The organism is Actinophytocola sp., assembly GCF_035634895.1.
Classification (GTDB): Bacteria; Actinomycetota; Actinomycetes; order Mycobacteriales; family Pseudonocardiaceae; genus Actinophytocola.
The window spans coordinates 26,146-45,536 of sequence record NZ_DASQCC010000209.1 but is presented as its reverse complement, the minus strand read 5'-3'; the positions used below and the strand labels follow the sequence as shown (position 1 = coordinate 45,536).

Below are 19,391 nucleotides of genomic sequence, written 5' to 3'. Positions count from 1 at the left end.
GTTGCCGGAGGACTGATGGAGCGCGACCAGAACGTGCCGGGCTACCAGGGCCGGGTCCTTGTCCGGTCCGATGAGGAAATCGTTGACCAGGGACTGGGGTTCGATGTCGGGACCATTCTGAGCCGGCGGCGGGTCCTGCGGGTTCTTGGGATCGGGGCGGCTGCGGCCGGCGTTGCCACGTGTTCCACCGCGGAGCCGGGTGGGACGGCCGCGACCACGACGGCGGCGACCACGACGGCGGCGAACCAGGCCACGGTCGGGGAGATGGTGACGGCTTCAACGGGGCCGGACGTGCTGGAACAGAGCGGGATCGTGCGCAGTGACATTCGCGCCAGTTTCGGCGGTGCCGGTGGGGTGGCCGGCGATGTGCCGATGACCCTGGAGCTCACCGTCGCCGACCTCGCAGGTGGTGGGTCGGCGTTCGCGGGAGTCGCCGTCTACGTCTGGCACTGCGACCGTGACGGCGGCTACTCGATGTACTCCGACGCCGTCAGGGACGAGAACTACCTCCGGGGCGTCCAGATCGCCGACGCCGCCGGCAAAGTCCCCTACACCAGCATCTTCCCGGCCTGTTATGCCGGGCGTTGGCCGCACATCCACTTCGAGGTCTATCCCGGCCAAGCCGACATCACCGACCCCGCCAGGGCCATCGCGACCTCGCAGGTCGCGCTGCCGGGGGACGTCTGCGCGACGGTCTACGCCGAGGACGGGTACGCGCGGTCCGTCACCAACCTCTCCCGGGTCAGTCTCGACTCCGACAACGTCTTCGGCGACGACGTCTTCGGCGACGACGGCGGTGTCTCACAGCTCGGCACGGTGACCGGCGACGTCGCGAGCGGCTACACCGTCACCCTCGACGTCGCCTTCGACACGACCGGTTGACCGCCAGACACCCGATGACACCAGGAAAAGGACCGGGCGACTTCGGCATTCGCGGCCTACGGACGGGGTACGAAACCGCTCGGTGGACCCAGCGCCTGTTCCGGAATCAGTTCCAACAACCCCAACGCGTGCGCGGCCACCAACGCCCCGGAACGGTTGCGGGCGCCCAACTTCCGGTACAGCCGGGACTGCGTGTTCTCCACCGTCTTCGCCGCGATTCCCAGTGCCCGTGCCGTCTGCCGCACCGTGTTGCCGCCGGCGATGAGCCGCAGGATGTCCAGCTCCCGTGACGTCAGCTCGGGCAGTCCGGCCGACGGCGCCTGGAGCGCCTCGAGAACCGCCCGGGCGGCCTCGGCCTCGACCGTGACGTAACCGTGGGCGGCCAGCGTGCACGCCGGCACCAGGTCGGTGGCGACCCTCTCGGCGGACATCACCACGCATGCCCCGCGCAGCAACGCCGTCATCACCTCCGACCGTGGTGGCGGCTCGCTTCGTACCAGCACCACGGGAACTCCGGTCGACGGCCAGTCCTCGGGCAGTGGGTCCACCAGCACCGTGAGGGACCCGGTCAGCGGCATGTCGGGGCTCACCGCCAGACCACCGGCCAGCAACGCGCTCGTCACCTGCTGGCGCGCCGCGCCGGTCGTGCCGCGCAGCACGACCGGCAACGTGGCGCTCGGGCAGCTGTCGGCCGGCAAATGGTGCGGCGCCCGGGCGACGATGCCGAGCGCGGTCGCCCGGGCCATCGCCTGGCCCTGGCTGCCGACCTCGAGCTTGCGGTAGATACGCCGCTTCGTGTTGGCCACCGACGACGTGCTGACCTCCAGCAGCTGCGCGATCTGGTGCACGGTGTGCCCGGCGCCCACGAGCGTGATGATCTGCCTCTCCAGCTCGGTGAAGCCGTCCTGTCCCGCCACGGTCGTGTCCCGGCCGCTGGTCAGATACCTGCGTAGTACCACCAGAAGCGCGTCGAGCCCGTGCGAGCAGGGGAGGAGCGTGTCGACGCCGACCCGGCACAGGTCGCCGAGGTCGGCGCCGGACAACCGCTCGTAGACGACCACGACCGTCGTCAGCGCCGTGCAGTCACGTAGCCACGCCATGTCGGCGTGCCCCGTCCCCACATCGACCAGCGCCACGTCCGGCTGGCGAAGCCTGCACAAAGCCACCAGATCGTCAAGCCTGCCAACGTGCCCGACGACCGCGTACTCTGGTTGTGCACGTAACCAGGCCGTCAGCGCGTCGCGGAACATCCGTCGCTCTGACCGGATGACCACACGGAGGCTGTGCTGCTTCTGTGCTGGCGCCGTTGCCACGGGGACCTCCGCACTGTTGGGAGCGCTCCCAAAAGGGTCTATCGACGTGGCCGGCGGGCATGTTACACAAATCGGTCCTACTGCCCCCGGCTGTCCGGATCGACCCGGGCGTACGTCAGCAGGTCCACCATCCGGAAGTCGCCCGCCGCGCCGGAACGCCGTGGCAGCGTTGGGGTCCAGCTCGGGTTGGTCGCCAGGTAGGAGGTCGGGTCCAGCTGCAGCAACCCGATGAACACCTCGGCGACGACCCGCGCGCCGACCCCGGCCAGCCGCGTCCCGCCGGCCAGCACCTCGGCCTCCTTGAGCGTGTAGTACCAGAGCGGGGTCGCGCTGGGCAGGCCGTGCCCGAACTGTTGCAGCTCCGGGAAGTTCTCCGCCCACAGCGGGGTGATGCCGATGGCCCTCGCGATGTCCTGGCCCGACGGGAGCGACCAGGTGATGTGCCGCAACAGGTTGCGCTGGGCGAGCGAGGTCGGCGGGTCCGCGGACGGGATGGTGGCCAGCGGCAGGTCGAACAGCGGGGTGGAGATGTTGGTGTCGATCCGCTTGTTCCGCCGCAGGTCCGCCGTGAAGCTGCCGCCGAAGTCGAAGAACGTCTGCCAGCCGATGAACCGGCGGGGCGCCCGTGCTCCGCCACGCAGGTCGACCGGGTCGGCCTGGCCCTGCCCGGCCGGGTCGAAGACCATCCCGAAGAACGCGGGCGCGCCGGTGGCTGCGCTGCCGCCGGGGTCGCCCCGCAGGTTCGCCCGGTAGGACGGGCGGACCATGCTGTGCCCGAACCGGTAGGTGGCGCCCTGGAACTCCACCGGGATGAACTGCTGGCCGGCCGCCGGCCGGTAGATGCGCCTGCCGTTGCGCAGGACGTCGGTCACCAGCGCCTGCCCGACGAACAGCGGCAGGAACTCGTGCAGGATCAGCCATTGGTAGTGCCAGCGGACGAGCTGCTGTGCGGCCGCGAACACGTTCGTCTGGCCCTGGGACCGCAGCTGGTCCACGACCCGGTTGTGGAACAGCAGGAACGCCGCGTGTATCCCGGCGATCATCAGGTTCTCGTCGTTGCGCCGGTCGGCGATGATGGCCGTGTGGTTCGCGTTGCGTGGCAGGTCCTCGAACAGCCCGCCGCTCTCGACGCGGAACTTGTCGCGGTCGCTCGGGTCGTACAGCTGCGGGCTGCCGGTGGGCCCGGCGCCGTAGACGGAGTCGAGGTCGAGCGCGGGGGTGCGGGTGTTGGGCGCCCGCAGCGGGTCGAGTGGCACGCCCAGCTGCGAGGTCTCGTCGAAGGTCATGTCGTGGTCGAAGAACTGGCCCATGAACGTGGTGCCGGCGGTGTGCGTGGCGTTGTCCGGGTTGTTCGCGCTGAGCGCCGGGTCGGCGATGAGCTGGACCGGGCCGGCCGACAGCTGGTCGGCCGCGTCCAGGACGCCGCCACGCTGGCCCATTGCCATCAGGGCCTGTTTCAGCGATGGCGCGCTCAGGTCGGCGAAGGGCTGCAGGGAGAAGATGCGGCCGAAGGTGTCCGACGCCTGCACGGACCCCCCGGCGGCCTCGGTGATGACCGAGGCGAGCGCCTCGGCGGGGCGAAGCGTGGCGGCACCCGCGGCGCCGAGGCCCGCGGCGAGAAAACTTCTGCGGCTGAGTCCGGTAGTCCTGCTGGCCATTGAGATCCCCGAATCGTAGCTTCTTGGCGGAAGTTTCGGGCAGCACGAAGAGTTTTCGAAAATGCGGATTATTCCTCAGGGAGTATTGACCATTTTTTTGCTGAGGTGTCCTCGATAATGGACCGGTTGCAAAATCCGGTCAACAGCTCCTGTGTGTGTTTTTCCCCTAGGGGTTGAGATCCGACGTTCCACGGCCGGACGTGCCGCGCCCGTGCAAACGGGCCCGGCACGTCCGGCGCGGACTTCCGCGGTCAGGTGGAACAGGCGGTCGTGTTGAGGCTGACCCTCGTGGGCGGGCCGTTGGTCACGTTGTTCCACGTGGCCGTGAACCCGATCCCCGTGACCGAACCACCGGCCGGGATGGCCGCGTTCCACGACTCGTTGACCATGGGCACGCGGGCTTCGTCCTGTGTCGTCACCCCGTTCCAGTCGTCGGTGATGACCTGGCCGTTGGCGAACACGAACCGCAGCGTCCAGCCGGCCGGGATCGCCGTGCTCCCGGTGTTGTTGATGGTGATGCCGGCGTTGAAGCCACCCGTCCAGCTCCCGGTCACCTGGTACTGGACCCGGCAGCTCGTCGGCGGGACGTTGCCCCCGACGAAGAACACGTTCCGCGCCAGGTCCGACCTCGGGATGTCGGTGTTCGAGGCGATGATGTCGCCGAGGTTGCGCCGGAAGTCGATCCCGTAGGTGTTCCTGATGAAGGTGAGGCCGGGGTCGTTGGCGTAGAAGAAGCGGTCGCCGTCACGCAGCCGCTGGAACTCCCGTGCCCAGATGGCCCGCTGCAGCTCGCCGAGGTCGCTGCCCGGCGCGTGCGGCTCGGCCACCATGCCGACGAACGCGTCCACGTTGTTCACGTTCTGGTACAGCGCGCGCAGCCGCGCCGCACGGGTCGTGTTGCGGACGGCCCGCACCGGGTCGCGCTCCTCGGTCAGCCCGAAGTTGACACCGAAGAGGTCGGTCAGCTGCGAGAAGGTGAGGCTGTTCGGGTTGTCGATGCCCATCCCCGTGGGGAACTGGTCGGTCGACTCGCCGGTGATCGCGGTGAACGACGTCTTCGGCGCGAGACCGTAGGCGGCCCGCAGCTGGTTGTAGCTCGGCATGCCGTGGTCGCGGCCGCGCTCGATGTCGATCGCGCCGAGGTCGACCACCCCGTTGAAGCACTCCGGCAGGGTCGGCCCGTCCAGGCACTCCGGGTTGCCGGAGACGGGAACCTGGAACAGGACGCTGCGCAGCTGGTTGTCGATCTGCTCGTCGTTGTTGTACTCCGACTCGTCGCCGATGGCCTCCATCAGCGGGCCCAGCTGCAGCTGCTCGACCAGGTCGGGGTTGAAGAAGCCGACACCCAGCGGCACGGCGATGTCCGCCGTCCCGTCCTCGACCGCGACCTCGACACCCTGCGCCGTGAGGGCATCGAGCGTGGCCTGGCTGTACCGGGACGCCTCGGTCTCCAGCTCGACCTCGCCGTGGATCTGGCTGTGTGCCCGGTACCCGACGGTCGCGAACTCGTTGGACAGGGTCGCGTCGACGTTCGGCTGGTAACCGTTGTAGGCCGGCAGGTTCACGCCCATCGCGGGCAGGAACTCCGTGTAGGTGACGTACTGCTCCTCGGCGATGACGATCCGCCGCGCGATCTGGAACCGGTCCTCCTGGCTCAGCGAGCTGGGCAGGAGGTTCACGATCCTGTTGTGCTCGCGGGCGAACAGCGTCTGGGTGCCCTCGAGCGCCATGCTCTCGTTGGCCCGCACGTCACCGGCCACGGCCGCCCGGTTCGGCTGCCCGAGGAGCCGGCCGTCGACGTCCATGGCCGGTGCGGCCGCGGCGTTGCCACGCGCGTCGCGGCGGGGGAGGTACCCGTTCGGCAGCATCAGCAGTGCGCTGTTGTTGGCCATGTTGCCGTCGACGGGACCCTGGCGCAGCCACTCCAACCGGCTCGTCGAGCCGCCGTAGACGAGGGCCGCGTCGATGTAGGAGCTGATCGAGTTGACCTGCTGGCGTGGGTTGTCGACCCCGGTGCCGGGAGCGGCCACGGAGCGGTTGAACCCGATCGAGCCGAAGTCGTTGCGGAAGGACTCCATCGGGTCGGCCGGGTTGAACGCGATGTTCGCGCTCTCGCCCTGGGGGTCGTTCTGGGCCCCGCCGAGACGGAGGCCGAAGGTGTGGTCCAGGAACTGTCCCCAGGTGAAGCCCCACTGCGTGACGCCGCGCTCGGAGAAGATGTTCTGGTGGACGTCGTTGAACATGCGGTTGCTGATCGCGCGTGAGTTGGGACCCGCGACGGGAGCGCTGCGTCCGTCGGTGTAGCGGGCCGGCGCGACCCGTGCGTAGGGTCTGCCGGACTGGCCCCAGGTCGGGTTGGCGACGTTGTTTCCGGAGCCGTCGAGGCTCTGGATCTCGAACGGCACGGCCGCGCTGGCCGGCCAGTCGGCGCTCACCAGGGTGGCGAGCACCATCGCGGTGACAGCGGAGAGCGCGAGCGGAAGTCGCACGCGCGTGGATTGAGGTGCGCAGAACATTGGGCTCTCCCTTTTTCTCCCCCGCGGAGATTGGAGAGTGCTTTCTTCTCGAAAGTTCTTCCGTTTTGTGTTTGCTCCCACGCATTTGACGACCCAATACTGGGCGCGGTGAAATCAAACGTCAACGGACCGTGCCTGCGTATATCCCCTGGGGGTTGCCGGCGGCGCGGCTGTCGCGCTGGGTGACCGATACTTTCGCCGGCGGTCCAGGAATGCCGGCCACGGCGCCGGGTGGATGATCACGGGAACGTCCCTGCTGGCCTGCTCCGCGGATATGCCTTGACACATTCCAAGAAACTAGTTGTTCGGGGAAATCGATGGTGTATCCCCTGGGGGTCTGGAGAAATTCCGCCACGTTGTGTCATGGTGATTGAACTATCGAGTTCGCATTTCGCGGGTGTGCGGGCTTCTCTTTCCTTCGAGAACCGAGGAGCTGTTCGTGAGTACTGTCCCGTCCGCGCTGCAAAAGTTCCGAACCGTCGAGGCGCAGGTCACCGAGGAGCTGCGGAGAATCAGTCTGCCGCTGCTGCGTTACGCGTTCGGCGTCGTGTTCGTCTGGTTCGGCATGCTCAAGGTCGTCGGCGCGTCCCCGGTCAGCGACTTCGTCGCCGGCACCCTGCCCTGGTTCGACCGGGCGTGGCTCGTCCCGGCCATCGGCCTGCTCGAGGTGGCCATCGGGATCGGCATGGTCGCCGGTCGGAGCATATTCCTGATGTGCGCCGTGCTCGTGGCGCATTTGGCCGGCACATTCCTGTCGCTGATCATGCAGTCCGGGGTCACCTTTCAGCACGGAAATCCGCTGCTGCTGGCCGCGGCCGGTGAGTTCGTGGTCAAGAACCTCGTGTTCATCGCCGCGGCACTCGTGCTCGCCGCGCGGTTCGACCGCGCGGAATGAGCCAACCTGAGGAATGCGTGAGGAGGCGCGCCACCGAAAGGCGACCGCCTCCTCGCTTTCTCCGCATTCCGGCCGCGATTTCGCGGGTGGGTCACGGACCGTGTACCGGACGGGACTTTTGCCCCGAACGGCACATTGCCGGCGAACCTACTTCAGGCCGGTGGTGGCGATTCCCCGCACCAGGTACTTCTGACCGAACAGGAAGATCAGGAACACCGGCAGTAGCGACACGACGGAGTCCGCGAACAGGGCACCCCACGCGCTCTCGGACTGCGAGTCGACGAACGTGCGCAGTGCCACCGGCACCGTGTACATGTCCGGGTCGGTCAGGAAGATCAGCTGGCTGAAGAAGTCGTTCCAGGTCCAGATGAACGTGAAGATCGCGGTGGTGACCAGGGCCGGTATCGACAGCGGCAGCATGATCTGGAAGAAGATCCGGCCGTGCCCGGCGCCGTCGATGTTGGCCGCCTCGGTCAGCTCGCGCGGGATGCCGCGGAAGAACTGCACCATCAGGAAGATGAAGAACGCGTCGGTGGCGAGCATCTTCGGCACGACCAGCGGCAGGTAGGTGTTGATCCAGTCCAGCTGGGAGAACAGCACGTACTGCGGCACGATCACGACGTGGATCGGCAGCATGATCGACATCAGCATGACGGCGAACCACACCCGGCGCCCACGGAAGTTCAACCGCGCGAACGCGTACGCGGCCAGCGAGCACGACACGAGGTTGCCGAGCACGGCGCCGGCCACGACCACCACGGAGTTGAGCAGGTACCGCGTGAACGGGTGCGCGAGCGCGTGCCAGCCGATCGAGTAGTTCGACAGGTCCAGCTCACGCGGGATCAGCGACGGGTCCCGGAAGATCAACGCGTCCGGCTTGACCGAGCTGGCGACGAGCCACAGCAGCGGGTACAGCATCACGAACGCGGCGACCACCAGGACCGCGTGCTTGGTCAGGCGGCGCAGCCGGGTGACGAGCCCGCGGCGTGCACCATCGGCGCTAGTCATCGTAGAAGACCCAGAATTTCGCGAGGAAGAAGTTGACCGCCGTGAGCCCGCCCACGATGAGCAGCAGCAGCCATGCCATGGCCGACGCGTAGCCCATGTGCAGGCTCGCGAAGCCCTCCTTGTACAGGTAGAGCGGGTAGAGGAGCGTCGAGTCCACCGGCCCGCCGGTGCCGCCGCTGACGATGAACGCCTGGGTGAACGACTGGAACCCGTGGATGATCTGCAGCACCAGGTTGAAGAAGATGATCGGCGTGAGCAGGGGCAGTGTGATGCTGCGGAACTGCCGGAGCTTCCCGGCGCCGTCGATGGCGGCGGCCTCGTAGTAGGTCACCGGGATCTGCCGCAGCCCCGCCAGGAAGATGATCATCGGCGAGCCGAAGGTCCACACGTTGAGCACGACGAGCGTGCCGAGCGCGAACCGCGGGTCGGCGATCCAGCCGGGGCCCTCGACGCCGAACCAGGACAGCACCTGGTTGATCAGCCCGTCGTTGCCGAAGATCCGGCGCCACAGGATGGCGATCGCCACGCTCCCGCCCAGGAGCGAGGGCAGGTAGAAGATGGACCGGTAGATCGTGAGGCCCCGCAGCCCGCGGTCGAGGAACAACGCGAGCGCCAATGCCAGGGCGAGCTGGGCCGGCACGGACAGGAACACGTACTCGAACGTGACCCGCAGCGAGGTGGCCAGCCGGTCGTCCGCGAGCATCTCGACGTAGTTGCCGAACCCGATCCACTTCGGCGGGTCCAGCAGGCTGAAGTCGGTGAACGACAGGTACAGCGACGCCACCATCGGCCCCGCCGTGATCAGGAACAGCCCCGCGAACCACGGCGCGAGGAAGAGGACGGCCGCCTTGTTGTCCCCACGCTCGGCGGGTTTCGGCCGGACCGGCCGCGCGTGCCCGCCCTTCGCGGCCGCCGGTTCCTTCGGCCGTGCGAGCTCCTGGATGGCCGTCATAGTCCCGGCAGCTCCATCTCGGCGATCCGCACCCGTTTCCCGGTCGTCATCGACGTGTTGGCCGCCAGGCCCACCGCGACCGAGGCGAGGCCGTCGCGGATGCCGGCCTGCCGGCCCAGCCGGTCCGCGCCGTCCACGCCACGGAACACGTCCGCCAGCAGCAGGGCGTCGCCGCCGCCGTGGCCGCCGCCGCCGGCCTCGGGGATCGGCACGGACTTCGCCGGCTGCCAGTGCTTCTGCACCGTCAGCCAGGCGCCGCCCCGCCGGCCGTCGTCCCCGTCGTCCACGACCGAGCTGGCGTCCAGCACGATCCGCCCGTCCGGGCCGGGCAGGACCGCGGCCCGTTCCACCACCTCCAGCTCCACCCGGCCCCCGGTGCCGTTCACCGTCACCCGGTAGCCCTCCCAGGGGCTGTGCGCGTTCAGCGAGTACGTCAGGACCGGGCCGCCGCCGTAGCCCACCATGACCGACAGGTTGTCCTCGATCGTGACGCCGGGCGCGAACACGTCCCGGTCCCGGAGGTACCCGTCGTGCCGCTCCGCCTCCCAGTACAGCGACCGCAGCGTCGGGTCGGCCCGCAGGTCCAGCGCGAACGGGTCCGTGCTCGGCGGGTCGACCGTGCCGCGTGCCGGCCGCGGGCCGAGGCCCCTGGCACGGGCGTTGTCGGCGCCGTAGAACTTCAGGCCGCCGCTCGCGAACACCCACTCCGGGACGTCGGCGAGCCACCAGTTCATCAGGTCGAAGTGGTGCGAGGCCTTGTGCACCGCGAGACCCGCCGAGTGCTCCTTCTCCCGGTGCCAGCGGCGGAAGTAGTCCGCGCCGTGCATCGTGTCCAGCACCCACTCGAAGTGCACCGAGGTCACCTCGCCGATCTCGCCGGACGCGATGACCTGCTTGAGCGCGGCGTTGCGTGGCGAGTACCGGTAGTTGAACGTCAGCACCAGCGACCGGCCCGTCTCCTCGATCGCGGCGACGATCTCGCCGCAGCCGTCGACGGACGTGGTCAGCGGCTTCTCCAGCACCACGTCCGCGCCGGCACGCATGGCCCTGCTGGCCATCTCCGCGTGTGTCCAGTCAGGACTGGTGACCACGACCGCGTCGAGGCGCTGTTCGGTGATCATCCGTTCGAGGCCGGCGGGCGCGTAGCGGGCCGGGCGGGCGCCGGCGAGACCGTCCGCGTGGTCCATCCGCGCCGGGTTGGGCTCACACCACGCCACCAGCTCGGCCACGTCGGTGAAGTCGCCGGCCAGCGCCCGGATGTACATCCGCGCGCGGGCTCCCGTGCCCACCACCCCGTACCGCCGCATGCCGCCCTCCGTCCCTCATGGTGCGCGCACGAAACCCTCGTGCCGCACCGACCAGCCGTCCCGGGGAAAGCCGGGACACTCCGGGCCGCCGTCCCAGCCCGCCGCCATCAACGCGAGCGCCGCGAGCAGGCCGCCGTTGCCCGGCAGGTAGACCGGCAGCGCGTCGGTCTGCCGGTTGTGTCCATTGTGGAGATAGACGTTCTTGGGGCTGTCGCGGAGCAACAGGTCGACCGCCGGCTCGCCGAGCCGGGTCGCGGTCATGGCGAGCGCGGGGTAGTCCCAACCCCAGGTGCCCGGCCAGTCCCAGTCCGCGAGCACGTCGTCGAGCGTCGCGCGCAGGACCGCCGGGTCGACCAGGCCGGTCGCGGGTACCGGGCCGAGCGCGTAGACCATCGACGGGTGGTCGGTGCGCACGGTGTACGGCTCGACGGCGATCGCGGTGTACCGGCCGTCGCGGACCAGCGGCCGCGCCATGCCGTGCCGGACCTCGTCCCACGCCGGCTCGGGTGGCTTTCCCGCCCGGGCCCGCCATTCCTGTGCCACGCCGAGCGCCCACACCCAGTACGCCAGCTCGAACGGCGGGTCGCGCACCCGGTCGCGCATGTCCGCATAGGACTCCTGCGCCGGCACGAGCGGGGGACCCAGGCTGAACCCGTCCGGTCCCGGCCCGGCCACGTCGGCCATGAAGTGCGCGGTCTCCTCGACGATCTCGCTGTAGTCGCCTGGGTCGCCGGCGCGGCGCAACAGCTCCGCGAGGTGGATCGGATGCGGTTGCTGCCACAGCAGGAACGGTCCGATGTGGCTGGGGCTCTCCCGGCCGTCCGGGCCGACCTGCTTGGGCCAGCGCGCGCCGGCACAGCCCTGGGCCGCGGCCGTCGCCCGTGCCGCGGGCAGGATCCGCCGGTAGAAGCCCATGCTGCGGCGCAACAGCTCCGGCCGGCCCCACAGCGCGAAGTGCGCCGCGTGCCACCAGTGCATCTCCAGGTGAAACCGGCCGCGCCAGCTGTTGCAGGTCAGCCCGGTCTCCTGCGGGGGCAGCGAACCCGCGCACTGGATGGCCGTCAGGTACTGCGACAGCACCGCCCGGCGCTCCAGCTCGTCGGCGCGCGGGTCGGTGCTGCCCGACAGGTCGAGCGCGGCACCGGTCGACCAGAACCGCGGCCAGTGCGCGCGGCTCGCGTCGAACACGGCCGGCGCGTCGACCTCGGAGGGATCGGCCACCGCGAACGACACGACCACGTCGAGCACCGGGCCGCCCGCGCGCACGACCAGCTCGTGCGTGCCGACCTGCCACACCTGCTCGCCACGCACCCGCACCCGGTACGCCGGCTCGGTGCCGCCGTCGAAGTGCCGCCACACCAGCACGCCGTGCGGCGCCGGCTCGACGTCGGTCTCGTGCGCGCCGGGCCGGGTCCAGTCCGCGGCGTCGTTCCACGCCGTCGACCCGTAGGGAAAGGCGATCCGCACGCCGAGTTCGCCCGCCGGCGCCTCGACACGCACGGCCACCGCGTCCTCGGCCGGGTGGCACGCGGTCGTCACCCGCAAGGGCCGGCCGCCGAGCGTCAGCTCGCTCGTGACCAGCCCCGTCCACAGGTCGAGGACCTGCCGGCACGCGCCCAGCTCGCCCGGCTCCGGTGTCCTGAGCCCGTCCAGCCACACCAGGCCCGTCCGCGCCAGGTCGAGCCGGTGCGGGTTGGCCCGCAGCCACCGGGTCCCCTCGTCCATGCCGGCGTCGTCCGCGCCGGTCATCCTCGGTGCGTCCACATAGGACATCGGACCGCGGGCGGTCCGGTAGGGCCGGGTCGGCAGCGCGCCGCCGCCCGGGGTGCTGTGCCAACCCCACTGGGACTGCGTGCCGAGCAGGGTGCCGGTGCCGACCGGGTAGCACCGCGGGAACGTCTGCAGGCCGGTGACGTCGACCGTCATGCACAGCTCGCCGTTGCCGACCGTCAGCGCCGAGCCGGGGTCGATCCCGGTCACCTCGACGGCGTGCCGTGCCACCACGGCACGCCGGTCGATCGGTGCCCGGTCGGCGCCCTCAGGAAACGGCATTCGTCAGCTCGGTCACGAACCGGTCGGCCCCCTGGTCCGGAGTGGACTGTCCGAACAGGACGGACTGGTTGGCGCGGGTGAGGATGTCCGGCGACTCCGTCGAGCCCGTCGGGCCGATCACGAACTCGCCGTCGACGAGCTTGCTCATCCGGTCCACGAAGTCGTACTCCGCCTTGGTGGACGGGTCGAGGTTCTCCTCGAGGTGCGTGCGGATCTCCTCGTTGGCCGGAATGCCGCGGTCCGCCTTGATGAGGTCGGCCGCCCGCTCGTCGGAGACGAGGAAGTCGATGAGCTTGGCCGCGGCCTCCGGGTGCTTGCTGTGCTTGCTGATCGTGTACAGCTGCGAGGCCTGCAGCCACATCCCGGTGCCCTTCTTCTCCGTGGTCTCACCGGGTGCGCGCAGCATGACCAGCCTGGTGCCCGCCGCCTGCTCGTAGGCCGTGAGCAGGTTCGACCAGCCGAACATCATCGCCGCCTTGCCCTGGGCCAACAGGGTCTGCTCGGGTGCGGACTGCGCGTCCTGCTCCGCGCTCACGTCGGCCGGGGGAGTGGCGCCCCTCTTCATCAGCCCCGAGGTCATGGTGAACCAGTCCCGCACGGTCTTCTTGTCGATGGCGATGCCGCCCTTCTTGCTGTACAGGCCCTCGCCGGTCCTCTGGTTCGCGTACAGGTCGAGCGTCTCCGGTGCGGTCGGGTCGTCGGAGCCGTAGGTGCCCTTCGGGCTCTTGGCCGAGATCTCGGTGGCGATGCGGACGTAGTCGTTCCAGCTCCACTTGTCGTCGTTCGGCACCTTCACGCCGGCCGTCTTGAAGATCGCCGGGTTCACGATCACGCCGTAGGTGTTGACGCCGGTCGGCACGCCGTACTGCTTGCCGCCGAAGTTGCCGTTCGACAGGGCCGGCTCGTCGAGCTTCGACAGGTCGAGGTCGCCCGCGACCGCGGTCATGTCGAGCAGCACGCCCCGGTCGGCGTACTCGCGGGGGTAGGCGCCGCCCATGGTGATCACGTCGGGCTCGTCGCCCGCCGCGACGGACGTGGCCAGGCGGTCGAAGTAGGAGTTGAAGTCGATCGACTCCGTCTTGACCGTGATGTTCGGGTTGGCCTTCTCGAAGGCGTCGACGGCCTGGTTGGTGATCTTCGCCCGGTCGTCGTTCCCCCACCAGGAGAAGCGGATCGTGACGGGTCCGCCGTTGTCGGCGTCGTCGTTCCCGCAGGCCGTACTCAGCATGAGCAGCAGGGTGGCCAGGAGGCCGATGGTGATGCGCATGAGTCTTGATTACTCCCTCGCCACTTCGTTGAGGTCGCCGAGAGGGGTATAACCGCGTTTACACCGGTGTAATTGGAGCACGGGGCACGCCCGGGGTCAACGGGCAACTCAGCGTCCCTGGCCGGTCGACTCCCGGACCAGGAGCCGGTGGGCGACCACGACCTCCTCGCCCGGCGGCCGCGCGGGGTTGTCGGAGAGCCTGTCCATCAACAGGTCGACGGCGGTACGGGCGATCTCGGCGCGGCCGGGCTGGACGGTGGTGAGGCTGGGTCGGGCGAACCGGCCGTCCTCGATGTCGTCGAACCCGGCGACCGCGACGTCGTCTGGCACCCGCAGGCCGCGCTCGAACAGGACACGCATGGCGCCGAGCGCCAGCACGTCGTTCAGCCCGAAGACGGCGTCGACCTCGACGCCGCGGTCGAGCAGCCGGCGCATGGCGTCGGCGCCGGTCGCCCGGGTCCACTCGAGCGCCGCGCCGGTGCCGGCCGGGTCGTGCTCGAGGCCCGCGGCGTGCAGGGCGTCCAGAAACCCTTGTGTGCGCAGCGATCCCGCGCCGGCGCCGCGCTGGTCGTAGGACCCGACGAGCACGATGTGGCGCCGGCCGCGGGCCAGCAGGTGCTCGGTGACCGCCCGCGCGCCGGCGACGTTGGCCATCGCCACGTGGTCGACGTCGCCGTGCAGGGGGCGCTCGCCGAGCAGGACCAGCGGGTAGCCGACCTCCAGCCGCGGCTCGTCGCCGGGGCGCAGGCCGAGCGGGGAGAGGATGAGCCCGTCGGTCATCCTCCGCCGGTCGCTGGAGAGCACCTCCAGCTCGCGTTCGTGCACGCCCCCGGTCTGCTCGACCAGCACGGTGTAGCCGCGCTCGCCGGCGGCCAGGATGACCTCGTCGGTCAGCTCGGCGAAGTACGGCAGGCGAAGGGAAGGAACGGCGAGCGTGAGCATCCCGGTCCGGCCCTTGCTCAGGCTGCGGGCCGAGAAGTTCATCTGGTAGCCCAGCTCGGTGATCGCGGCCAGCACCCGGGTCCTCGTCGCCACGCTGACGTGCGGGAAGTCGTTGACCACGTTGGACACGGTCTTGACCGACACGCCGGCGAGCCGCGCGACATCGCGCATCGTGGCGGACACGGCACCTCCCACAACCCGAAACTTACGGCAAAGGGTAACCGGTTACTCTCCCAGGTCCTACCCGGGCCGCTCGCACCGCCCGACGACCGCGGACTCGCTCTGAATCACAGTCATCGCCCGGTGACGTCGTCGACCGGTGCACCCGATGTGGGCGATCATTGGGGGATGTGGGCCCTACGCCAGCCGGCGCCGTACGAGTTCGAGCGGATCGAGACGCCCCACCCGGATCCGCGGGCGCTGGCGCCGGGCGAGGTGTTGGTGCGCTTCCGTCTCGGCGGCATCTGCGGCAGCGACCTCCCCACGTTCGCCGGTGTGCGCAGCAGCGACGTCGCACGCACCGGCGCGGTCGGCGCGTCGCTGCACGAGATCGTCGGTGACGTCGTGGCCTCCGCGGACGACCGGCTCCGCGACGGTGACCGGGTGGTCGGCAAGGTCCTTCGGTCCGACGGTCTGCAGGAGGTGATCCTGACGGCGGCCGAGCTGCTGCACCCGCTGTCGGACACCCTGCCGGACAGCGAGGCGGTCGTCGCGCAGCCACTCGCGACCGTGCTGTGCGCGCTGGGCCGGGTGGGGCCGCTGCCCGGCCGGCGCGCGGCCGTGCTGGGCCTCGGGCCGATCGGGATGCTGTTCTGCGTCGTGCTCAAGGCCCGCGGCTGGCATGTCACCGGCGTGGACCGCGTGGACCGCACCGCCGAGGCCGCCACGTTCGGCATCGACGAGCCGGTCGTCGCGCAGACCGGCGAGTGGGCGGCCGGGCTGGCCGGCGCGGACCGCCCGGACCTGGTCGTCGACGCGATCGGGCACAACCAGGACGTGCTGGCCGACTGCGTCGCGGCGGCGGGGCCGCACGGGGAGATCTACGCGTTCGGCCTTCCCGAGGAGCACTACGTGCTGCCGATGCGTGAGTTCTTCCGCAAGACGCTGGTGCTGCGGGCCGGCGCCACGACGAACTGGCCGGCGCACCTCGCCGCCGCGGAACGGTTCCTCGTCGAACGCCGTGACCTGGCCCCGGCCTACGTCACCCACACCTACCGGCTCGCCGACGCCCGGGACGCGTACCTGTCGGCGCTGCGCCCGGCGGCGGGCCGGCTCAAGATCTCCGTGGTGCCCTGACACCGGTGGCGTCGCCCGGGCGTGGTGACCGCTGATCCGGCCATCCCCTGTGGCAAGATCACGCGGTGCGTTTTCATGCCGATCTGCACATCCATTCGAAATACTCGCGGGCCTGCAGCCGCGACTGCGACCTCGAACATCTGACGTGGTGGGCCCGGCGCAAGGGTGTCACGCTGGTCGGCACCGGCGACTTCACGCATCCCGCCTGGTTCGAGCACCTGCGGGAGAACCTCGTGCCGGCCGAGCCCGGCGTGTTCCGGCTGCGCGAGGACCTCGACGCCGAGATCGCGCGCCGCCTGCCGCCGAACCTGGCCGGCCGCGCCGTGCGGTTCATGCTGTCGGTCGAGATTTCCACGATCTACAAGCGCGGCGAGAAGACGCGGAAGGTCCACCACCTCGTCTACCTCCCGGACTTCGACTCGGTGGCCACCTTCAACGCGAAGCTCGGCAGGATCGGCAACCTCGGCTCGGACGGACGGCCGATCCTCGGCCTGGACTCCCGGGACCTGCTGGAGATCACCCTGGAGTCGAGCGAGCACGGCTACCTCGTGCCGGCACACCTGTGGACGCCGTGGTTCGCCGTGCTGGGCTCCAAGTCCGGCTTCGACGCCGTCGAGGACTGCTATGCCGACCTGGCCGACCACATCTTCGCCGTGGAGACCGGCCTGTCCAGCGACCCGGCCATGAACTGGCGGGTGTCGTCGCTCGACCGGTACCGGCTGGTCAGCAACTCCGACGCGCACTCGCCGCCGATCCTGGGCCGCGAGAGCACGGTGTTCGACACGGAGCTGGACTACTTCGCGGTGCGGTCCGCGCTGGAGACCGGTGACGGCCTCGCGGGCACGGTCGAGTTCTTTCCCGAGGAGGGGAAGTACCACGTCGACGGGCACCGCAAGTGTGGTGTGCGGCTGGATCCCGAGGAGACCCGTGCGCTCGGCGGCGTGTGCCCGGCGTGCGGGAAGCCGGTCACGGTCGGGGTGCTCAGCCGGGTGGAGGAGCTGGCCGACCGGCCGGACGGGCACCGCCCGGACGGGGCGCCGGAGTTCCACAACCTGGTGCCGCTGCCCGAGATCATGAGCGAGATCGTCGGCACCGGCCCGAAGAGCAAGAAGGTGCTGGCCGAGATCGACAAGCTGACGGCGACCTTCGGGCCGGAACTGTCGATCCTGGCGGAGGTCCCGCCGGCGGAGTTCGAACGCGGCTGGCCACTCCTGGCCGAGGCGGTGACCAGGCTGCGTCGCGGCGAGGTGATCCGGGACGCCGGCTACGACGGCGAGTACGGCGAGATCAGGCTGTTCGAGCCGGGGGAGCTGGTGAGCCGGCGGCTGGTGGCGGCGCCGGACCTGTTCGCGGGGTTGTTCGACGAGCCGCCGGTCCCCGACGAGCTCGTCGCCGAGCCGGGCCTGTTCGACGACGTGCCGGAGCTGGCCGCCCGCCCGGCGCCGCCGGAACCCGAGCCGGAGCCGGTGGTGGCGCCCGAGCCCGAACCCGAGCCGGCGCCCGCGGAGCCGTTCGACGGGCCGGGCCTGTTCGACGACCTGCCCGAGTCCGTGTTCCACAGTCCGGCGGCGGCCGGGTCCGTGCTCGACGGGCTCGACCCGGACCAGCGGGCGGCGGCGGGCAGCGGTCCCGGACCCCTGCTGATCATCGCCGGCCCGGGTACCGGGAAGACACGCACGCTCACCCACCGGATCGCGCATCTTGTGCGTGAGCGGGAGGTGCCGCCGGAGCAGTGCCTCGCCATCACGTTCACCCGGCGGGCGGCCGAGGAGATGGCCGAGCGACTGGCCGTTCTCGTGCCCGAGCAGGCGCCGGCGCTGACCGTCGCCACGTTCCACTCGCTCGGCGTGCGGATCCTGCGTGAGCAGCACGCCAACGTGGGGCTGTCCGCGGACTTCGGGATCGCCGACCAGACCACACAGCTGGTCATCGCGGAGGAGATCGCCGGCGCCGAGGCACGCGGGCTGCTGGCCGCACGCCGCGGTGGCGAGTCGGACCACGCGGTGGAGCAGTACCTCAAGGCCCTGCGGCAGCGGGATCTCGTCGACTTCGACGACCTGGTGAACCTGCCGCTGGCGCTGTTCGAAGCCGATCCCGCCCTGGCCGCCCGGTACCGCGAGCGGTACCGGTGGATCTGGGTCGACGAGTACCAGGACGTCGACGACCGGCAGTACCGGCTCCTGCGCCAGCTCGCGCCGCCGGCGGGCAACCTCACCGCGATCGGCGATCCGGACCAGGCCATCTACCGGTTCCGCGGCGCGGATGTGGGGTTCTTCCTCCGGTTCGCCGAGGACTTCCCGACCGCGCGGACCGTCACGCTGACCAGGAACTACCGGTCCAGCGCACACATCCTCGCCGCGGCGGTGAGCATGATCGCGCCGACGACCCTGGTCCGGGACCGGGAGCTGCTCCCGATGACCGACCACGGCGACGCGCTCGTCGGCGTGCACCACGCCGCGTCCGAGCGGGCCGAGGCCGAGTTCGTGGCACACACCATCGACCGCCTGCTGGGCGGCGGGGCGTTCCACTCCTTCGACAGCGGCCGCGTCGAGTCGCACAGCGACGCGCGGGGCCTGGGGTTCGCCGACTTCGCCGTGCTGTACCGGACGGACCGGCAGGCCCGGGTGGTCATGGAGGCGCTCGGCCAGGCCGGTTGGCCGTGCCAGAAGCGTTCGCACGACCGGCTGGCCGACCGGCCGGGGGTGGAGCGCCTCGTCGCGGAGCTGCCGTACGTGCGCGGCCCGATCCGCGACCGGCTCCACACGGCCGCGCGGAACCTGGCCGACGACGAGCTGTACCCGGCCGTCGAGCTGCTGACCCCGCTGGCGGAGCGGTGCGGCGACGACCTGGAGCGGTTCCTGACGGAGCTGTCCCTTGGCGTCGAGGTCGACACGTGGGACCCGCGCGCGGACCGGATCTCGCTGCTGACACTGCATGCGTCGAAGGGCCTGGAGTTCCCGGTCGTGTTCGTGGTCGGCTGCGCGGACGGGCTGCTGCCGCTGCGCTGGCCCGGCACGAAGCCCACCGAGGAGGAGCTGACCGAGGAACGGCGGTTGCTGTTCGTCGGCATGACCCGCGCGCAGCGGCACCTCTACCTCAGCCACGCGGGCGACCCGTCGCCGTTCCTGGCCACAGTGGACAGTACGGAACGGGTCGGCGACCGGCAGAAGCGCCGGCCGCGCGACGCCCAACTCCGCCTGCTGTAACCGGTCCACGCGTCGGGCGAGGCGTGGTCGCGGGAAAATCTCGGTATCGCCGGCAATCCGCGCCGGCGGGTGACTCGAATGCGTGGTGGAGGGCGAG

At 70.3% G+C, this 19,391-nt stretch carries 13 protein-coding genes; 4 read left to right on the top strand and 9 right to left on the bottom strand.

Annotated elements, in window-relative coordinates; genetic code table 11:
• Positions 1–15: 15 nt before the first annotated feature.
• The gene (locus tag VET29_RS31355; RefSeq protein WP_324927349.1) at positions 16–882 is read left to right on the top strand and encodes a 3,4-dioxygenase subunit beta; all 867 of its coding nucleotides are present in this window, start codon (positions 16–18) and stop codon (positions 880–882) included.
• Positions 883–938: 56 nt separating this feature from the next.
• On the opposite strand, the gene VET29_RS31350 is transcribed toward VET29_RS31355, so the two are convergent.
• The 3 genes from VET29_RS31350 to VET29_RS31340 all read right to left on the bottom strand — a co-directional run bounded on the left by VET29_RS31350 (position 939) and on the right by VET29_RS31340 (position 6,342).
• The gene (locus tag VET29_RS31350; RefSeq protein ID WP_324927345.1) at positions 939–2,018 is read right to left on the bottom strand and encodes a LuxR family transcriptional regulator; all 1,080 of its coding nucleotides are present in this window, start codon (positions 2,016–2,018) and stop codon (positions 939–941) included.
• Positions 2,019–2,272: 254 nt separating this feature from the next.
• Positions 2,273–3,853: a heme peroxidase family protein gene (locus VET29_RS31345; protein WP_324927342.1), complete on the bottom strand. Its 1,581-nt coding sequence runs from the start codon at positions 3,851–3,853 to the stop codon at positions 2,273–2,275.
• 251 nt (positions 3,854–4,104) lie between these two features.
• A complete protein-coding gene (locus VET29_RS31340; protein ID WP_324927339.1) occupies positions 4,105–6,342 on the bottom strand; it encodes a peroxidase family protein in 2,238 nt (745 codons plus the stop codon).
• 466 nt (positions 6,343–6,808) lie between these two features.
• Between VET29_RS31340 and VET29_RS31335 the strand changes: the two genes are divergently transcribed.
• On the top strand, positions 6,809–7,264 hold the full coding sequence (locus VET29_RS31335) for a hypothetical protein (protein WP_324927336.1): 456 nt from the start codon (positions 6,809–6,811) through the stop codon (positions 7,262–7,264).
• 147 nt (positions 7,265–7,411) lie between these two features.
• On the opposite strand, the gene VET29_RS31330 is transcribed toward VET29_RS31335, so the two are convergent.
• The 6 genes from VET29_RS31330 to VET29_RS31305 all read right to left on the bottom strand — a co-directional run bounded on the left by VET29_RS31330 (position 7,412) and on the right by VET29_RS31305 (position 14,975).
• Entirely contained in the window at positions 7,412–8,272 is an 861-nt protein-coding gene (locus tag VET29_RS31330) for a carbohydrate ABC transporter permease (protein ID WP_324927334.1), read from the bottom strand.
• Positions 8,265–9,224 carry a sugar ABC transporter permease gene (locus tag VET29_RS31325; protein WP_324927332.1) on the bottom strand — a complete coding sequence of 320 codons (960 nt, stop codon included), beginning with the start codon at positions 9,222–9,224 and terminating at the stop codon, positions 8,265–8,267. Before VET29_RS31325 ends, VET29_RS31330 begins: the two co-directional genes overlap by 8 nt.
• The gene (locus VET29_RS31320; protein WP_324927329.1) at positions 9,221–10,531 is read right to left on the bottom strand and encodes a Gfo/Idh/MocA family oxidoreductase; all 1,311 of its coding nucleotides are present in this window, start codon (positions 10,529–10,531) and stop codon (positions 9,221–9,223) included. The genes VET29_RS31325 and VET29_RS31320 overlap by 4 nt, the downstream gene beginning before the upstream one ends.
• A gap of 15 nt (positions 10,532–10,546) precedes the next feature.
• Positions 10,547–12,583, bottom strand: a complete 2,037-nt coding sequence (locus VET29_RS31315; protein WP_324927327.1) for a hypothetical protein — start codon at positions 12,581–12,583, stop codon at positions 10,547–10,549.
• Positions 12,570–13,850, bottom strand: coding sequence for a sugar ABC transporter substrate-binding protein (locus VET29_RS31310; protein ID WP_324927325.1), 1,281 nt, complete (start codon positions 13,848–13,850; stop codon positions 12,570–12,572). The genes VET29_RS31315 and VET29_RS31310 overlap by 14 nt, the downstream gene beginning before the upstream one ends.
• 108 nt (positions 13,851–13,958) lie before the next feature.
• Positions 13,959–14,975, bottom strand: coding sequence for a LacI family DNA-binding transcriptional regulator (locus tag VET29_RS31305; RefSeq protein WP_324927323.1), 1,017 nt, complete (start codon positions 14,973–14,975; stop codon positions 13,959–13,961).
• A 165-nt stretch (positions 14,976–15,140) separates the two neighbouring features.
• Here VET29_RS31305 and VET29_RS31300 point away from each other — a divergent pair, with 165 nt between their 5' ends.
• Both VET29_RS31300 and VET29_RS31295 read left to right on the top strand, forming a co-directional pair.
• On the top strand, positions 15,141–16,088 hold the full coding sequence (locus tag VET29_RS31300; RefSeq protein WP_324927321.1) for a zinc-binding dehydrogenase: 948 nt from the start codon (positions 15,141–15,143) through the stop codon (positions 16,086–16,088).
• Positions 16,089–16,153: 65 nt separating this feature from the next.
• Positions 16,154–19,294, top strand: a complete 3,141-nt coding sequence (locus VET29_RS31295; RefSeq protein WP_324927317.1) for a UvrD-helicase domain-containing protein — start codon at positions 16,154–16,156, stop codon at positions 19,292–19,294.
• The last annotated feature ends 97 nt before the right edge of the window (positions 19,295–19,391 follow it).

Excerpts from the sequence above, each read along its gene's own strand:
- VET29_RS31355 (WP_324927349.1), top strand. The coding sequence starts at position 16 with ATGGAGCGCGACCAGAACGTGCCGGGCTACCAGGGCCGGGTCCTTGTC.
- VET29_RS31345 (WP_324927342.1), bottom strand. The coding sequence starts at position 3,853 with ATGGCCAGCAGGACTACCGGACTCAGCCGCAGAAGTTTTCTCGCCGCG.
- VET29_RS31330 (WP_324927334.1), bottom strand. The coding sequence starts at position 8,272 with ATGACTAGCGCCGATGGTGCACGCCGCGGGCTCGTCACCCGGCTGCGC.
- VET29_RS31325 (WP_324927332.1), bottom strand. The coding sequence starts at position 9,224 with ATGACGGCCATCCAGGAGCTCGCACGGCCGAAGGAACCGGCGGCCGCG.
- VET29_RS31320 (WP_324927329.1), bottom strand. The coding sequence starts at position 10,531 with ATGCGGCGGTACGGGGTGGTGGGCACGGGAGCCCGCGCGCGGATGTAC.
- VET29_RS31315 (WP_324927327.1), bottom strand. The coding sequence starts at position 12,583 with ATGCCGTTTCCTGAGGGCGCCGACCGGGCACCGATCGACCGGCGTGCC.
- VET29_RS31310 (WP_324927325.1), bottom strand. The coding sequence starts at position 13,850 with ATGCGCATCACCATCGGCCTCCTGGCCACCCTGCTGCTCATGCTGAGT.
- VET29_RS31300 (WP_324927321.1), top strand. The coding sequence starts at position 15,141 with ATGTGGGCCCTACGCCAGCCGGCGCCGTACGAGTTCGAGCGGATCGAG.